Origin of the sequence: Bradyrhizobium sp. SMVTL-02 (assembly GCF_051853005.1) — a bacterium.
In the GTDB taxonomy this organism is placed as follows: Bacteria; Pseudomonadota; Alphaproteobacteria; order Rhizobiales; family Xanthobacteraceae; genus Bradyrhizobium.
Genome location: NZ_CP182469.1, coordinates 2,635,911 through 2,652,225, shown reverse-complemented (window position 1 = coordinate 2,652,225; position 16,315 = coordinate 2,635,911). Strand labels below are relative to the sequence as shown.

13 protein-coding genes are annotated in these 16,315 nt (G+C 64.6%); 7 read left to right on the top strand and 6 right to left on the bottom strand.

Annotated elements, in window-relative coordinates; all coding sequences use genetic code 11:
- Positions 1-47 precede the first annotated feature (47 nt).
- The 4 genes from ACNJYB_RS12355 to ACNJYB_RS12340 all read left to right on the top strand — a co-directional run bounded on the left by ACNJYB_RS12355 (position 48) and on the right by ACNJYB_RS12340 (position 3,937).
- Positions 48-461, top strand: a complete 414-nt coding sequence (locus ACNJYB_RS12355) for a Zn-ribbon domain-containing OB-fold protein (RefSeq protein WP_439374212.1) — start codon at positions 48-50, stop codon at positions 459-461.
- Positions 462-464: 3 nt separating this feature from the next.
- Positions 465-1,604, top strand: coding sequence for a thiolase C-terminal domain-containing protein (locus ACNJYB_RS12350; protein ID WP_439374211.1), 1,140 nt, complete (start codon positions 465-467; stop codon positions 1,602-1,604).
- Positions 1,605-1,742: 138 nt separating this feature from the next.
- Positions 1,743-2,657, top strand: coding sequence for an SDR family oxidoreductase (locus tag ACNJYB_RS12345; RefSeq protein WP_439374210.1), 915 nt, complete (start codon positions 1,743-1,745; stop codon positions 2,655-2,657).
- Positions 2,658-2,770: 113 nt separating this feature from the next.
- Positions 2,771-3,937, top strand: a complete 1,167-nt coding sequence (locus tag ACNJYB_RS12340; RefSeq protein WP_439375540.1) for an SMP-30/gluconolactonase/LRE family protein — start codon at positions 2,771-2,773, stop codon at positions 3,935-3,937.
- A gap of 56 nt (positions 3,938-3,993) precedes the next feature.
- Here ACNJYB_RS12340 and ppc read toward each other — a convergent pair whose 3' ends face one another.
- The 5 genes from ppc to ACNJYB_RS12315 all read right to left on the bottom strand — a co-directional run bounded on the left by ppc (position 3,994) and on the right by ACNJYB_RS12315 (position 11,037).
- Complete coding sequence (ppc, locus tag ACNJYB_RS12335) at positions 3,994-6,792, bottom strand: phosphoenolpyruvate carboxylase (protein ID WP_439374209.1); 2,799 nt, start codon at positions 6,790-6,792, stop codon at positions 3,994-3,996.
- A gap of 107 nt (positions 6,793-6,899) precedes the next feature.
- Positions 6,900-7,304 (bottom strand): YccF domain-containing protein, encoded by a 405-nt coding sequence (locus ACNJYB_RS12330; RefSeq protein ID WP_439374208.1) that lies wholly within the window; start codon positions 7,302-7,304, stop codon positions 6,900-6,902.
- 47 nt (positions 7,305-7,351) lie between these two features.
- Positions 7,352-8,443: a rhomboid family intramembrane serine protease gene (locus ACNJYB_RS12325; protein WP_439374207.1), complete on the bottom strand. Its 1,092-nt coding sequence runs from the start codon at positions 8,441-8,443 to the stop codon at positions 7,352-7,354.
- Positions 8,444-8,554: 111 nt separating this feature from the next.
- Positions 8,555-10,099, bottom strand: coding sequence for an acyl-CoA synthetase (locus ACNJYB_RS12320; protein ID WP_439374206.1), 1,545 nt, complete (start codon positions 10,097-10,099; stop codon positions 8,555-8,557).
- Between the two features lie 128 nt (positions 10,100-10,227).
- Complete coding sequence (locus ACNJYB_RS12315; RefSeq protein WP_439374205.1) at positions 10,228-11,037, bottom strand: crotonase/enoyl-CoA hydratase family protein; 810 nt, start codon at positions 11,035-11,037, stop codon at positions 10,228-10,230.
- A 105-nt stretch (positions 11,038-11,142) separates the two neighbouring features.
- Here ACNJYB_RS12315 and ACNJYB_RS12310 point away from each other — a divergent pair, with 105 nt between their 5' ends.
- The gene (locus ACNJYB_RS12310; RefSeq protein WP_439374204.1) at positions 11,143-12,015 is read left to right on the top strand and encodes an SDR family oxidoreductase; all 873 of its coding nucleotides are present in this window, start codon (positions 11,143-11,145) and stop codon (positions 12,013-12,015) included.
- Between the two features lie 235 nt (positions 12,016-12,250).
- On the top strand, positions 12,251-13,828 hold the full coding sequence (locus tag ACNJYB_RS12305) for a fatty acid--CoA ligase (RefSeq protein WP_439374203.1): 1,578 nt from the start codon (positions 12,251-12,253) through the stop codon (positions 13,826-13,828).
- A gap of 213 nt (positions 13,829-14,041) precedes the next feature.
- On the opposite strand, the gene ACNJYB_RS12300 is transcribed toward ACNJYB_RS12305, so the two are convergent.
- A complete protein-coding gene (locus tag ACNJYB_RS12300; protein ID WP_439374202.1) occupies positions 14,042-15,316 on the bottom strand; it encodes an acyl-CoA dehydrogenase family protein in 1,275 nt (424 codons plus the stop codon).
- A gap of 212 nt (positions 15,317-15,528) precedes the next feature.
- Here ACNJYB_RS12300 and ACNJYB_RS12295 point away from each other — a divergent pair, with 212 nt between their 5' ends.
- Positions 15,529-16,308 (top strand): enoyl-CoA hydratase-related protein, encoded by a 780-nt coding sequence (locus tag ACNJYB_RS12295; protein ID WP_439374201.1) that lies wholly within the window; start codon positions 15,529-15,531, stop codon positions 16,306-16,308.
- The last annotated feature ends 7 nt before the right edge of the window (positions 16,309-16,315 follow it).

Sequence of the window (16,315 nt, the reverse complement as noted above, 5' to 3'; positions counted from 1 at the left end):
GTAGCGCCTGCCCATCGTCGAAAGAAGTCCTGGGAGGGCGTTCCGAGATGGCCGAACCGCAGCGCGCGCGACCGAAACCGACGCCGGAAACCCAGCATTTCTGGGACGGCACCAAGGCCGGCGAGCTGCGCCTGCAACGCTGCGACGCCTGCGCGCATGTCTACTTCCCGCCTCGCCCGTTCTGCCCATCCTGCGCCTCGCGCAAGGTCAGCATCTTCAAGGCGAGCGGCAGGGGTTTCCTCTACAGCTACGTGATCAACCACCGCCCCGCCGCGCCCGGCTTCACGCCGCCCTACGCGATCGCGGTGGTCGAGCTCGCCGAGGGCCCGCGGATGATGAGCAACATCATCGACTGCCCGCAAACCCCGGAGGCGCTCGAGCTCGACATGAAGCTCGAGGTCGCTTTCCAGGAGCTCGACGACAAGATCACCCTGCCCGTGTTTCGTCCGGTGAAGGGGTAGAGCATGCGCAGGAACCAGGTTGCCGTCGTCGGCGCGGCCGAGACCACCGAGCTCGGTGTCATCCCCAACGCCTCGCAGCTCCAGCTCCACGCGGATGCGGCGCTCAATGCCATTGCCGATGCCGGGCTGAAGCTGTCCGACATCGACGGCTTTGCCACCGCGGTCGAAACGCCGCAGCAGGTCTGCCACTATCTCGGCATCAAGCCGACCTGGGTGGACGGCACCTCGGTCGGCGGCTGCTCGTTCATGCTGCACGTCCGCCACGCGGCGGCTGCGATCGAGGCCGGCCTGTGCAAGACCGTCCTGATCACCCACGCCGAGAGTGGCAAGTCGATGATCGGCAAGCTGCCGCGCTCGATCCCTGCCGACAGCCTGCAAGGCCAGTTCGAGGCGCCCTATGGCGTCTACGGCCCGCCCAGCATGTTCCCCATCCCGGTGCTGCGCTTCATGAAGACCTACGGCATCACCCACGAGCAGCTGGCTTCGGTTGCGGTGGTGCAGCGGGAATGGGCCGCGAAGAATCCGCGCGCGATGATGAAGGACCCGATCACGGTCGCCGACGTGCTCAACTCGCGCATGATCGCCTATCCGTTCCGCCTTCTGCAATGCTGCCTCGTCACCGACGGCGGCGGCGCGCTGATCCTGACCTCGGCCGACCGCGCCAGGGATTTTCCTCGCAAACCGGTCTACATCATGGGCACCGGCGAAAGCGTGGAGACGCCGATGGTCAGCCAGATGGAGACGTTCAACTCCTCGCGCGCCTTCAAGGTTGCCGGCCCCCTCGCCTTCAAGGAGGCCGGCATCGCGCACAAGGACGTCGATCATCTCATGATCTACGATGCGTTTGCGCATCTGCCGCTGTTCGGGCTCGGCGATCTCGGCTTCATGCCGTATGAAGAGACCGGCCAATTCATCGCGGACGGCAATACGCGCCCCGGGGCCAAGCTGCCGCTCAACACCAATGGCGGCGGATTGAGCTACATGCATTCCGGCATGTACGGCATGTACGCGCTTCAGGAGAGCGTGCGCCAGATGCGCGGCATCGCACCGGCGCAGGTCCCGAATGCGAAGATTTCAGTGTGCCACGGCGTCGGCGGCATGTTCGCGGCGTCAGGCACGATCGTGTTTACGAACGAGAGGTAACAGCCCGTCATTCCGGGATGCGCCGAAGGCGCAGGCCCGGAATCCATACTCCCGATGGTGGTTATGGATTCCGGGCTCGCGCCAAGAGGCGCGCCCCGGAATGACGGTGGAATTTGGAACGGCTGGCGGAGAACCCACATGAGCAAATCACTGCAAGACAAGGTCATCATCGTCACCGGCGCAGGCCGCGGCATCGGGCGCGAGATCGCTCTCTTGTGCGCCGGCGAAGGCGCCAAGGTCGTCGTCAACGATCCCGGCGGGGCCGCCGACGGCGCCGGCTCGAACGCTGCTCCGGCCGAAGAAGTGGTCGAGGAGATCAGCAAGCGCGGCGGCACCGCGGTCGCCAATTTCGAGTCGGTCGCCGAAGCGATCCCCGCCAGCAAGATCGTGAAGACCGCGACCGATCATTTCGGCCGGCTCGACGGCGTCGTCAACAATGCCGGCATTCTGCGCGACATGATCTTCCACAAGATGAGCGTGGAAGCGTTCGAGGCCGTCATCAAGGTGCACCTGATGGGCTCGTTCTACGTCAGCCACGCCGCAGCGCGGATCTTCCGCGAGCAGGAGTCGGGCTCGTTCGTCCACTTCACCTCGACCTCGGGCCTGATCGGCAACTTTGGCCAGGCCAACTACGCCGCCGCCAAGCTCGGCATCGTCGGGCTGTCGAAGTCGATCGCGCTCGACATGGGCCGCTTCAACGTCCGCTCCAACTGCGTCTCGCCGTTCGCCTGGACCCGCATGATCGGCACCATCCCGACCGAGACCGATGCCGAGAAGGCGCGCGTCGAGAAGATCAAGCAGATGGGACCGGAGAAGATCGCACCGCTCTGCGGCTATCTGCTCGGCGATTCCGCCAAGGACGTCACGGGGCAGATCTTCGGCGTGCGCATGAACGAGATCTTCCTGTTCAGCCAGAACCGGCCGATCCGCTCGGTGCAGCGGAGCGAAGGCTGGACCCCGCAATCGATCGCGGAACACGGCATGCCGGCGCTAAAGGGCTCGTTCTACAAGCTAGACCGCTCGGCCGACATCTTCACCTGGGATCCGGTCTAGCCGGTCCCAGCTTTGCTGCATTGCGATCTCCGGTTGCCCGGCCGGGGATCGCCCGCTTTACGCCCGATTGCCGGCGGATGGTTTCCTCCCAAACAAAAATATGGGAGGCGACTATGACGAAACCACTGACCATTTCTGCCGAACCCAGCGAGCCCTTTCTTGCGCGCCGCACCCTGTTGAAGGGCGCGGCGGCCGCCGTTGCGGCGACGGGCGTTTCCGTGAATGCCGCCCTGGCAGCCTCCGTGGCGCCCTTGGGCCAGACGGGCGCGCCGACGAGATCGACGGCGCCATTGCCCCTGGGTCCACTGCCGGGGAGCCGCTACCCCGACTCCCACCTGGAATCCGCCAAGAAGGGACCGCCGACATTCGGGCCCCCCGGTTTTCCAGCCTTCGCCGGCACCATGGCCGTCGAGCGCGTCGCCACCGGCTTTCGCTGGGCTGAGGGCCCGGTGTACTTCGCAGCCGGGCGATACCTGTTGTTCAGCGATATTCCGAACAACCGCATCATGCGCTTCTCGGAGGATGACGGTCACCTCAGCGTCTACCGCCAGCCCTCGATGAACTCGAACGGCAACACCATCGATCGCGAAGGACGCCTGATCACATGCGAGCATAGCGGCCGGCGCGTGACGCGGACCGAACTCGACGGCTCGATCACCATCATTGCGGACAAATTCAACGGCAAGCGACTGAATTCGCCCAACGATGCGGTGGTCACGGCCGATGGCGCGATCTGGTTCACCGATCCTGCCTACGGCATCGGCGGCTTCTATGAGGGTATCAAAGCCGAACCCGAGCAGGAGAAAAAGAATGTCTATCGGGTCGACCCCAAGTCCGGAGAGGTCAAGGTCGTGGTCGACGATTTTGTGGAGCCCAACGGGCTCGCCATCTCACCCGACGAGAAGAAGCTCTACATCTGCGACACCGGCTTCACCGATGGGCCGGACAACCCATCCCATATCCGCGTGTTCGACCTCGATGTGGCTGGGGGGAAGGTATCGAACAGCAAGGTCTTCGCCGAGATGCCCAAACCGAGCATCACCGACGGCGTCCGCTGCGACACCGAAGGCCGGGTCTGGTGTTCGGTCGGCTGGGGTGATCCGAACGAAGACGGCGTGCGCTGCTACACGGCATCGGGCGAGTTGCTCGGCAAGATCCATATTCCGGAGACCGTGGCAAACCTGTGCTTCGGCGGCCAGCAGCGAAACAGGCTGTATATTTGCGGCTCGACATCGCTCTATGCCGTCTACACCAGTGTGCAGGGCGCGATGAAGCCTTGACCGAATAGCGGGTGGGGTAGCGAAGAGCGGGCGGCGCGCCCGTCTGTTCGCTATCCCTACCCCGTATTCCTCAGCCCCGCCGAGATCCCGTTGATCGTCAGCTGAATCCCGCGCAGCACCTGCTCGTCGGGATTCTGCGCGCGATGCTCTTTCAACAGCTGGACCTGCACGTGGTTGAGCGGATCGAGGTAAGGGAAGCGGTGGCGCACGGAGCGCTCCAGCAGCGGGTTGCCCTGCAGCAGCCGGTCCTGGCCCATGATGTCGAGCAGCGTCTCGATGCAGGAATGCCATTCCCGGCGGATGCGGCCGAAGATCTTTTCGCGCAAGGCCTCATCCGGCACGAGCTCGGCATAGCGCGAGGCGATCGCGATCGAGCTTTTTGCCAGCACCATGTCCATGTTCGACAGCAGCATGCGGAAGAACGGCCATTCCTTGTAGAGCTCTTTCAGGAACGGCATGCCCTGTTGCGGATGCTCCGCGATCCACTGCTCGACCGCGCTGCCAAAGCCGTACCAGCCCGGCAGCATCAGGCGGCATTGCGCCCAGGAGAACACCCAGGGAATCGCGCGCAGATCCTCGATCGCGCGGGTCTTCTTGCGCGAGGCCGGGCGGCTGCCGATGTTCAACGTCGCGATCTCGTTGATGACAGTGGACGCCCAGAAGTAATCGACGAAGCCTTCGGTCTCGTAGACGAGGCCGCGATAGGCGTTGAAGGCGAGATTCGAAAGCTCGTCCATCGCGACCAGATACTCGCGGCGAGGCGCGCTCTGGCGCGGATGCAATAAGCTTGCTTCGAGCGTCGCGGCTGCCAGGATCTCCAGATTGTTGCGGCCGACTTCGGCGTTGGAATATTTCGATGAGATGATCTCGCCCTGCTCGGTGATGCGGATCTGGCCGTTCACCGCGCCGCCGGGCTGCGCGATGATGGCATCATAGCTCGGCCCGCCGCCGCGGCCGACCGAGCCGCCGCGGCCGTGGAACAGGCGCAACCGGACGTGGTGGCGCTCGAACACCTCGACGAGGCCGATCTCGGCCTTGTAGAGCTCCCAGCCCGAGGTAACGAAACCGCCGTCCTTGTTCGAGTCGGAATAGCCGAGCATCACCTCCTGCACGCTGCCCCGACTGTCGACGAGGCGACGGTAATCGTGCAGCGACAGCATGCGGTCCATGATGCCGGATGAGGCCTGCAGATCCTCGATGGTCTCGAACAGCGGCACGATGTTGATGGCGCTGCGCCCGGAGGGATGGACGAGGCCGACCTCCTTCAGGAGCACCGCGACCTCGAGCATGTCGGACATGCCCTTGCACATCGAGATGATGCATTGGGGAATCGCGTCCGAGCCGAACTTCGCATGCGCTTCGGCTGCAGCATGGAACACGTTGAGCTCGCCCATGGTCTCGTCACTGTATTTGACGAATGGCGAGACCAGCGAGCGTGTCGAGCGCAGCTCGTTCGTCAGCAGCGAGATGCGCGCCTCTTCGCCGAGCGCGAGATAGGACATGCCGGGATTGGCTGCGTCGATCAGCTCGGCAATGGTGCGCTCGTGCACCGCCGAGTTCTGGCGGATGTCGAGCCGCGCCAGATGGAAGCCGAAGCAGTCCACTGCGCGGCGCAGCAGCCGGAGCCGGCCGCGGGCGATGACGCGGGCGTTGTTGGAGATCAGCGAACGGTGCAGCACGTCGAGATCGGCCTGCAACTCCCTGACGCTCTCGTAAGGCGCACCCTTGCCGACCGGCCGGCGCGTGATCTCGACCTCGAGCTTTTCGGCCGTCGCTGTCAGGCGCGCGTAGATGCCCGACACCGCGAGGCGATAGGGCTCGCCGCTCCGGTGCGGCGAGGTGTCCGGCGAGCGCTCCGCCAGGGTGCGCAGCTCCTCGGAGACATCGGCGAGATGTGCTGCGATCGACAGCTCGGAGCCGAGCACGTGCAGCTCGTTCAGATAGAACTGCATGACCCGGCTCGACTGCAGCCGCAGCGTGCCGCGCATGACGTCGGCAGTGACGAAGGGATTGCCGTCGCGGTCGCCGCCGATCCAGCTGCCCATGCGCAGGAACGAGGCGAGCTCGCTCGTCGCAGCCTCGCCGCCCTCCTCCAGCCGGTCCTCCAGCACGTTCACCAGCCGCGGCACCTCGCGCAGGAAGGTATAATCGTAGAACGACAGGCCATTGGCGACCTCGTCGAGCACGGTGAGCTTGGTCCGGCGCAACAGGTTGGTCTGCCACAGCGTCAGCACCTCGCGGCGAAGCTGCTCGTCGCTGGCGGCCGCCTCGTCCGCGGTGAGCGCGACGCGCTCGCGGCGATCGAGCAGGCTTGCCACCTCCATCTCGCGGTCCATGGTGCTCTTGCGGCGCACCTCGGTCGGGTGCGCGGTCAGGACCGGGCTGACGAGGGCGGTCTTGAAGAAGCTGCGGAGCTGGTCGGCGCCGATGCCCGCCGCCTTGGCGTGCGCCAGCGTCTCCGCCAGCACGCCGGAGCCGCCGGTTTTGGCGGCGCTGCGGGCGCGCATCTGGCGAATGTTGTTCTGGTCCTCGGCGATGTTGGCCAGGTGGGAGAAATAGCTGAAGGCGCGGACGATCCGCACCGTCTCGGAGGTCGACATGCTGTCGAGGATCTGCTCGAGCTCGCGGCGGGCGAGCCGGTCCTCGTCGCGGTGGAACCGGATCGAGGTCTGCCGGATGCGCTCGACCAGGTCAAACACATCGGCTCCCTCCTGGTCGCGCACCGTGTCGCCCAGGATGCGCCCGAGCAGGCGGATGTCGTCGCGCAGCCGGGCATCCGCTTCCAGCGCCTGCGCGTCCTCGGGGCGGTTCGGGCGATGCTCGGTGGCGTCGGATGTTACGGTCTGGAGGGACATCGGCTCGCTCCCCTTCTAGAGCTCCCTATGGCTCCCCGGCCTTCCGAGTGTGCAAGTTTTTTGCCGCAGCGCAAGGTGAAGTTGGGGGCGGCGCACACTCCGGGATATCAGGCCGGCACGATCACCTTTCCGATCGGCCACAGCGCGATGCCCGCGAGCTTCAGATGGGCCCAGGCGAAGGGAATGCCGATGATGGTGACGGCCAGGACCAGCGCGGTCACGAGGTGGCCGAGCGCCAGCCACCAGCCGGCGAGCACGAACCAGATAATGTTGCCGATCACCCCGAGCGGCCCGGTGCCGATATCCTCGACACCGGTGACCTCGTAACGGTTGACCGCCCGCGAGCCGAACGGCAGCAGCGTGTAGACGGCGATATTGAAGGCCGCCCGCGCCCAGGGCAGGCCGATGATGGTGATGGCCATGATGACGGCGGCCACGAGCCAGCCGAACGCCATCCAGGCGCCGCCAATGAGAATCCAGAGGATGTTGAGCAGGATGGAAACGGGGGTCATGGGATGATCCGCGGTCGATGAGCCCTCTTATAGCACGACCGCTGCGGTCATAGTCCATGACGCCGGCTGCGTTCGGCACGCAGCGAGGCGCTGACAAATCCGACATCCTCCATCCCGCGCGATATCTCTTTCGAGCAGAGCCAAAGCGTCAACGCGGCGGCCCCAATCGCGCCTAACCCCGAAATGAGAACAGGATTGGGACAGAACGTGACGAGGAAACTGTCGAGCGGAACGGACCCGGTCGGCCAGGGCGGGCTGCAGGACGATGCCAGAGCCCAGCCGGACAGCATCACGGCGGCAGCGTTCGCTCCGGCCAGGGCCGTTACGACGATCGCGAGGCCCTTCTTGATGGAGAGTGCGAGATCAATCGTCTTCACGACGGCACAACATGCGATCACGACAACGATGGCCGGGCCCCGTCCAGAACCCGCCGCTGCGATCGCCTGAGCCTGACCGCTCCAGGCCCAAAGCGCAGCGACACAGGCAAGCAGGGTGAGATTGACCTTCACGGTTTCGGGAAACTTGCAACGAAGCAGCCAGACGTTCGCCTTCTCGATCAGGTCCAGCACTGCGCAGGCGATCAGCCCGGCCGCAAAACCACCGAGATGGACGCCCCAGTCGATCCGCGAATTGCCGAGCGCAAACGCGATGTTCAATCCGATATTGATCGCGAAGAAGTCGAACCTGACATCGAGCTTGCCGAGGATCCACAGGCACAGCAGCGCGCCCAGAATGCCCGACGTGGCACCGGACGCGCCGACCGTCAAATAGGGCGTGGAATGGATGCCATTACCGATGACGGCGCCGAACACCATGGCGCAGAGATAGATGATGAGGAAATAGGCCGCTCCGACCCGCCGCTCGAGATGTCCGCCCCACAGCACGAGACACAACATGTTCATGGTAAGGTGGACGAAATTGACGTGCAGGAAGCCATAGGCAACGAGGCGCCAGTACTCGTGTCGCGCGATCGCGGTCGCATACATGCCGCCGTAGCGATACAGCAGCTCCGCCGGCGCCGCCGCGCCGCCTGCCTGTATGAAGCAGAAGCCTGATGCGAGGACTGTGACCGTCATCAGTGCGAAGACGGCGGCATGGGGAACTTCGAAGAAGCCGGGACTGGCACGGTAAGATGGCATGGAAGATCACAAGCTGCAGGAAGCGATAACCGCAACCTAGCCGAGCCGCCCGATGATTGCTACTCCACTCGTGCCCCCGGGCCTCCGATTTGCCACCCGACGGGTTCATTCTCAGATCTTCCGTCCCGCCTGCTCCCAATAGGGATCTCGGAGCCGGCGTTTGAAGATCTTTCCGGAATCTTCGCGCGGCAGCGCGGTGCGGATCTCGATGTGTTTCGGCACCTTGTAGTCGGCAAGCGAGGTCTTCAACCGCGCGCGGACCTCGCCAGCGTGGAGCGTAACGCCGGCTTGCGGCTCGACGACCGCCATCAGCGCCTCGCCGAACTCGGCATCGGGAATGCCGAACACGGCGCAATCATGCACGCCGGGCACGGCGTGCAGCACGGATTCGATCTCGGCCGGATAGATGTTGACGCCGCCCGAGATCACCATGTCGCGCTTGCGGTCGCAGATGAAGACGTAGCCGTCCTCGTCGATATAGCCGACATCGCCGGAGGTGATGAAGCCGTCGCGGTCGATCTCGGCGCGCTTCTCCGGCTTGTTGTGGTAGGTGAAGTCGGCGAGCCCCGCCATGCGAGAATAGATCTCGCCGATCTCGCCGACGCCCAGCACGCTTCCGTCCTCGCCGATGAAGCGCAGCTCGGCGCCGGGTGATGTCTTGCCGACAGTGCCGGGCTTCTTCAGGGCATCCTCGGAGGTCGCGAAGGTGACGGCGCTGGATTCGGTCGAGCCGTAGAATTCGTAGATCACCGGCCCCCACCATTCGATCATGGCGCGCTTGACGTCGGCCGGACACGGCGCGGCGGCGTGGATGACATGGCGCAGCGAAGAGACGTCGTACTTCCTGCGCACCTCTTCCGGCAGCTTCATCAGGCGGATGAACATGGTCGGCACCATGAAGATGGTGTCGACCTTGAACCGCTCGATCAGGTCCAGAAATTCTTCGGCCTCGAAGCGCGGCATCAGCACCAAGGCGCCGCCGAGCTTGCCGGCGCGGATGCCGAACGAGTTGGGCGCGGAATGATAGAGCGGGCCCGGCAGCAACGCGCGGGCGCCGGGCTTGAGGCCATAGATCATCGCGCGCATGCGCTCGCCGGCGGCCTGCTGCTCCGGCGTCGGTGCGTTGCGCCGCACCCCCTTGGGATGGCCCGTCGTGCCCGAGGTGTAGATCATGTTCATGGGCTGCGGCACGATTGGACCGTCATAGGGCTGGAATTGCGCGAGCCAGGCTTCGAAATCGATCGCGAAGTCCGGCGTCTTCAACTGATCCGGGTCGATCTTGTAGTTGGACAGGATCTCCGGCGGCGTCGGCACACTGAGGACGGTGACGCCTTTCGGGATCGCGTCGCGCAGGACGTGCAGCATGTCGGCATGCCCGATCAGCACGGACGTGCCGGTGTCGCCAAGGATGTAGTTGATCTCCTCCGGCTTGAAGTGCCGGTTGATCGGCACGCCGTAAGCGCCGAGCCGCATTGCGGCGTAAGCAGCCTCGAGGAAGGCGATGTCGTTGCGCATCAGCATGCAGACGCAATCGCCCTGGCGGACCCCGATCCTGGCGAGGCCGCTTGCGATGCGGTCGGCGCGATTGGCAACCTCGGCATGGGAGCGGCGGCGCTCGCCGGAGATGATGCCGAGAAATGGGGACGTTTGGTTCATTGTTGTTTTCTTTGTTGTTGGAACTCGACCCTCATGGTGAGGAGGCGCGCAGCGCCGTCTCGAACCATGGGAGCCCGTGGCCCATCCCTCGAGACGCCGCTTCGCGGCTCCTCGGGATGAGGTCTGTGCTAGTCCGCAAACTTCGGCGCGCGCTTCTCGAGGTTGGCGCGCACCGCCTCGGTCTGGTTCGCACTGCCGATCAGCTTCTGCTGCTCGACGGATTCGGCAAGCAGTGCGCGGCCGGGATCGACCGCGAGGTTGTTGAGCAGACGCTTGGCCGCGCGGATCGCATCGGGGCTCTTGCCCGCGATCTCGCGCGCGACTTCGAGGGCGGCCGCGCGTGGATCATCGCAGATGCGCGTCGCGAGACCGTAAGTCATCGCCTCCTGTGCGGAAAAGATGCGCCCCGTGTATGTGAGTTCGCGCAGGATGTCGTCGCGGACCAGCTGGGCCAGGATCGGCGTGCCCGCCATGTCAGGGACGAGGCCCCATTTGATCTCCATCACCGACATCCGGGCATCGGGGCTGAGGAACCGCATGTCCGCCCCGAGCGAGAGCTGGAAGCCGCCGCCGAACGCGACGCCATGCACGGCCGCGATCACGGGAACCGGAAGCTGACGCCATCCCCATACCGCCTGTTGCGGAAAGTTCGCCTGGCCATGGGTGCGCTTGGTGAGATCGCGATTTTCGCCACCCGGAATTCCGTTGCCGCCTTTCTCCTTCATGGCGGCAAAACGTCCCATGTCGAGACCGGCGCAGAAGGCGCGGCCCTCGCCGGAAAGAACGACGACGCGCACGCTCTTGTCCTTCGAAAGCCGGTCGGTTGCGGCAACAAGGGCCTCGAACATGGCCTGATCGAGCGCGTTCATCTTGTCCGCGCGCACCAGGCGCACGTCGGCGACACCTTCCGAGATCGAGATCGAGACGCGCTCTTCCATGGATGAATTCTCCCCTGTTCTTGTTCGGTGCCGCTTTACAGAAAGCTGACGGCCGGATTTAGTCAATCGACCAATTAACTGACAATCCGTACGGGAGAAACGACGATGTTCAAGGAAAATCTTCTGGCCGGACGGCGCATTCTCGTGACCGGCGGCGGCACCGGGCTCGGCAAGTCGATGGCGGCGCGCTTCCTGCAACTCGGGGCCGAGGTGCACATCTGCGGCCGGCGCAAGATCGTGTGCGACGAGACCGCGACCGAGCTGATGGACCAATATGGCGGCCGTGTCGCCAGCCACGGCGTCGACATCCGCAACGCGCTCGCGGTCGACGAGATGATCGAGAACATTTTTCGCGAAGCACCCCTCACCGACCTCATCAACAATGCCGCCGGCAATTTCATCTCGCGGAGCGAGGATTTGTCACCGCGCGGCTTCGACGCGGTCGCCAATATCGTCATGCACGGCACGTTCTACGTCACGCACGCGATCGGCAAGCGCTGGATCGCCCTGAAGCGGCCCGGCAACGTCGTCTCCATCACAGTGACGTGGGTCCGCAACGGCTCGCCCTATGTCGTGCCGTCGGCGATGAGCAAATCGGCGATCCACGCCATGACGATGTCGCTCGCGACCGAATGGGGCCGCTACGGCATCCGCCTCAACACCATCGCGCCGGGCGAGATCCCGACCGAGGGCATGAGCAAGCGTATCAAGCCTGGCGACGAGGCCGGCGCGCGCACCAGGGCGATGAACCCGATGGGCCGCGTCGGCACCATGGAGGAGTTGCAGAACCTCGCGGTGTTCCTGATCTCCGGCGGCTGCGACTGGATCAACGGCGAGACCATCGCCATGGACGGCGGCCAGGCGCTCGCGATGGGCGGCAATTTCTACCAGCTCCGCGACTGGAGCGACGAAGACTGGAAGACCGCACGCGAGAGCATCATGGCGCAGAACGAGAAGGACCGGGCGAAGCGGGGGTGAGGCCCCCCGCTGTCGTCCCGGGGCGCGCGTAGCGCGAGCCGGGGACCCATAAGCACAGGGAGAAGTCGTAGCGAGACTGGTAACTCCGAGTCTTCGCAAAACCTCTCCGTGTGGTTATGGGTCCCCGATCTGCGCGCGCTTGAGGCGCCCTTCTCCGGGATGACAGCGGGGGACCATCTTGTCTTCACCCGCGGATGACGCCACACTCCCCAAAACGAAACGTCACGGGAGAGACATGTCCACACAGCCATTGGCGAATCTCGCCGACATGGTGCGCGAGCGCGCGAAGAGCCGCGGCAGCGCCATCGCCTATGAGTTCGAGGGCCGCGCCACCAGCTTTGCCGAATTCGACGTCAAGACCAACAAGGTCGCGAACGCGCTGATCGCCATGGGCGTGAACAAGGGCGATCGCATCGCCTATCTCGGCAAGAACAGCGATCTCTATTTCGAGCTGCTGATGGGCGCGATGAAGGCCGGCGTGGTGATGGCGCCGGTGAACTGGCGGCTCGCGGGGCCCGAGGTCGCCTTCATCGTTTCGGATTGCAAGGCGCCGGTGCTGTTCGTCGGGCCGGAGTTCGTCACACAGGTGCGCCAGATCAGGGACCAGATTCCGGGCGTGCGCACGATCATCACTACCGAGGGCGGCGCGCCGGAGTGGCAGGACTTTGCGGCCTGGCGCGATGCGCAGAGTGGAGATGATCCCAGGGTGCCCATCGACACCAAGGACATCGCGATCCAGCTCTACACGTCGGGCACGACGGGCAAGCCGAAGGGCGCGATGCTGTCGCACGCGAACTTCCTGAACCTCGTGCAGACGGGCAATGCCGAGGACAAGCCGGAGTGGAATCGGTGGTCGGCCGACGACGTCTCGCTGGTTGCGATGCCGATCTTCCACATCGGCGGCTCGGGCTGGGGCGTGATGGGGCTCTATCACGGCGCCCGCGGCGTGATCGCGCGCGAGTTCGATCCGACCAAGGTGCTGGATTTCTTCGAGCAGTCGGGCATCACCAAACTGTTCATGGTGCCGGCGGCGATGCAGTTCGTGGTGCGGCAGCCGCGCGCCAAAACGGTGGATTTCTCGCGGCTGAAATACATGCTGTATGGCGCCTCGCCTATTCCCGCCGCGCTGCTGAAGGAGTGCATCGAGGTCTTCAAGTGCGGCTTCGTGCAGATGTACGGCATGACCGAGACGACAGGCACCATCGTCGCGCTGCCGCCGGAAGATCACGTCGAGGGGCTGGAGCGGATGCGCTCGGCCGGAAAGGCGCTGCCGGGTGTCGAGATCGCCATCCTGGATGCCGACGGCAAACCGCTGCCGCCGCGGCAGGTCGGCGAGATCGCAACGCGCTCGGGCTCTAACATGGCGGGCTACTGGAATTTGCCGGAGGCGACCGCCGCGACCCTGCGCGGTGACGGCTGGCTGCGCGCCGGCGATGCCGGCTACATGGACGAGGACGGCTACCTCTACATCCACGACCGCATCAAGGACATGATCATCTCCGGCGGCGAGAACATCTACCCGGCCGAGGTCGAGAGCGCGCTGTGCGATCATCCAGACGTCGCCGAGGCCGCCGTGATCGGCGTGCCCGACGACAAATGGGGCGAAGCGGTGAAGGCCGTGGTGGTGATGAAGCCCGGCAAGCAGGCGACCGCCACCGACATCATCAACTTCACCCGGACGCGCATCGCCGGCTACAAGACGCCGAAGAGCGTGGAGTTCCTGCCGGCGTTGCCGCGGAATCCAAGCGGCAAGATTTTGCGGCGACAGTTGCGCGAGCCGTATTGGGCGGGGAAGGATCGACGGGTGAATTGACGGCAGAACGACGCAACAATCCATAGTCCCTCAACGGTGACATTTCTGGATTGCTTCGCTTCGCTCGCAATGACGGTGTGGAGACAGTGCGCATCCTCTCTCCCCGTCATTGCGAGGAGCTCGCGGCAAAATTGCATAGCAATTTAGCGCTGATGCGACGAAGCAATCCAGACTGCCGCCGCAGCAAGACGCTTCGTCGCATTCGCACGGCCATCAATGCTTCCCCGGCCCCATATAGCCGAACAGGAACCCCGCCACCTTGCGCATCTGAATCTCCTCGCTGCCCTCTGTAATGCGATAGCGACGGTGGTGGCGGTAGATGTGCTCGAACGGCTTGTGGCGCGAGTAGCCCATGCCGCCGTGAACCTGCATGGCGCGGTCGGCGGCTTCGCAGCAGAGGCGGTTTGCCCAGTAATTGCACATTGAGACGCGGTCGGAGAGCGTGCGCTCGATCTGCTCCTCGGTGAGCTGGTCCATCTCCCATGCGGTCTTGCGGATCAACAATCGCAGCATCTCGGCCTGGGTCGCGAGTTCGACCAGCGGGAACTGGATCGCCTGGTTCTCGGCCAGCGCCCTGCCGAATGGCTTTCGCTCCCGCGCGTACTTCACGCTCTCGTTGATGCAGTAGACCGCCGCGCCGAGCGAGCTCGCCGCCTGGCGGATGCGGTTCTGGTGCACGAAGCACTGCGCCAAGGAGAGGCCGCGGCCGACCTCGCCGAACTGCGCATCCTCGGGCACGAACACGTCGGTGAAGCTGACGCGGGGATGGTCCGTCGGCATGTTGAAGGTCCACATGTATTCTTCGACCTTCACGCCGTGGCTCTTTGCCGGCACCAGGAAGCAGGTGATGCCGCGGGCATCGCCGTCATTGCCGCTGGTGCGCGCGAACAGCGCGCAGTGCGTTGCGACGTGCATGCCGGTGGTCCACATCTTCTCGCCGTTGATGATCCAGCCCTTGACGTTGTCGCGCGTCGCGGGCACCGCGCGCGTCTCCATGTGGGTGGCGTCCGAGCCGTGATGCGGCTCCGTCAATCCAAACGTGATGCGGTACTTGCCCCTGATCGAGCCGTCGATCATCGCCTTCTGGTCGTCGCGGCCGTAGCGGTCGAGCATGGTGACGACGGGGAAATTGCCGACGATGGAATGCTCGTTCTGGAGATCGTTGTGGAGGCCGAGGCCTTTTGCGGCAAAGTGCTCGCGGATCACGGCCATCCACAGATTGGAGCCGTCCTTGCCGCCATATTGCTTCGGCACCGGAAAGCGCAGATGGCCGGCGGCGTCGGCGAGATCCTTGGCCTTGCGCAGCAGCGCTTCCCATTCATGACGCGGCAGGCCGCCATTCTCGAAATCGGTGCGCGCCCATTCGCGGCGATGGTCGAAGAAGCGGATGTTGTCGTCGGCCTCCTCCAGCGGCTTGATCTCGCGTTCGATGAAACGATCGAGCTCTCCGAGATAGGCGACGAGGTCGGCAGGCAATGAGAAATCCACGGCTCTCTCCCGGATTGATTTTGTCGTTTTGCGTTAAGGCGCTACGCAGATTTGTGCTTCGCTCGATTAAGGTGAGAAGAGCCTCGCCAAGTCAAGCAACCCGAGACGTGTGAGGTGCGCAAAGCGTACCAGCGCAATTCGATGGTGCTCTGGCGCGAACGCGCGGTAGTATGGCGCCAATATTCCTTCACGAGAAAATGCGGGAGCGCGCGATGGAGCTGAGATTTTCCAAGGTGGAACGCAAGGGGCCGATCACGATCGTCACGCTGTCGCGGCCCGAGGTCTACAATGCGCTGCACACCGACGCGCATTTCGAGCTTCAGAAAGTGTTCGACGAGTTCTCGGCCGATCCCGAGCAGTGGATCGCGGTCGTCACCGGCGCCGGCGACAAGGCATTCTGCGCCGGCAATGACCTGAAGTGGCAGGCCGCCGGCGGCAAGCGCGGCTGGGACAAGGGCGGCTTTGCCGGCCTGACTTCGCGCTTCGACTGCGACAAGCCGATCATCGCTGCCGTGAACGGCGTCGCCATGGGCGGCGGTTTCGAGATCGCGCTCGCCTGCGACCTGATCATCGCCGCGGAGAACGCGACCTTCGCCCTGCCGGAACCGCGTGTTGGCCTCGCCGCGCTCGCCGGCGGCCTGCATCGGCTGCCGCGGCAGATCGGGCTGAAGCGCGCCATGGGCATGATCCTCACCGCGCGCCACGTCAGCGCCAAGGAAGGTCTTGAGCTCGGCTTCGTCAACGAGGTGGTGCCGCAGGGCGAGGCGCTCAACGCCGCGCTGCGTTGGGCGGAGATGATCAGCAAGAACTCGCCAATGTCGATCCGCGCATCCAAGCAGGCCATCCAACGGGGGCTTGGCGTATCACTGGAGCAAGCGATCGCGGAGCAGCGCGACTATCCGGCCGTGCAGGCGATGGCGGCCTCGCAGGACTACATCGAGGGCCCGAAAGCCTTCTCGGAGAAGCGGCCGCCGAAATGGGTGGGGAGGTAACAAGTCT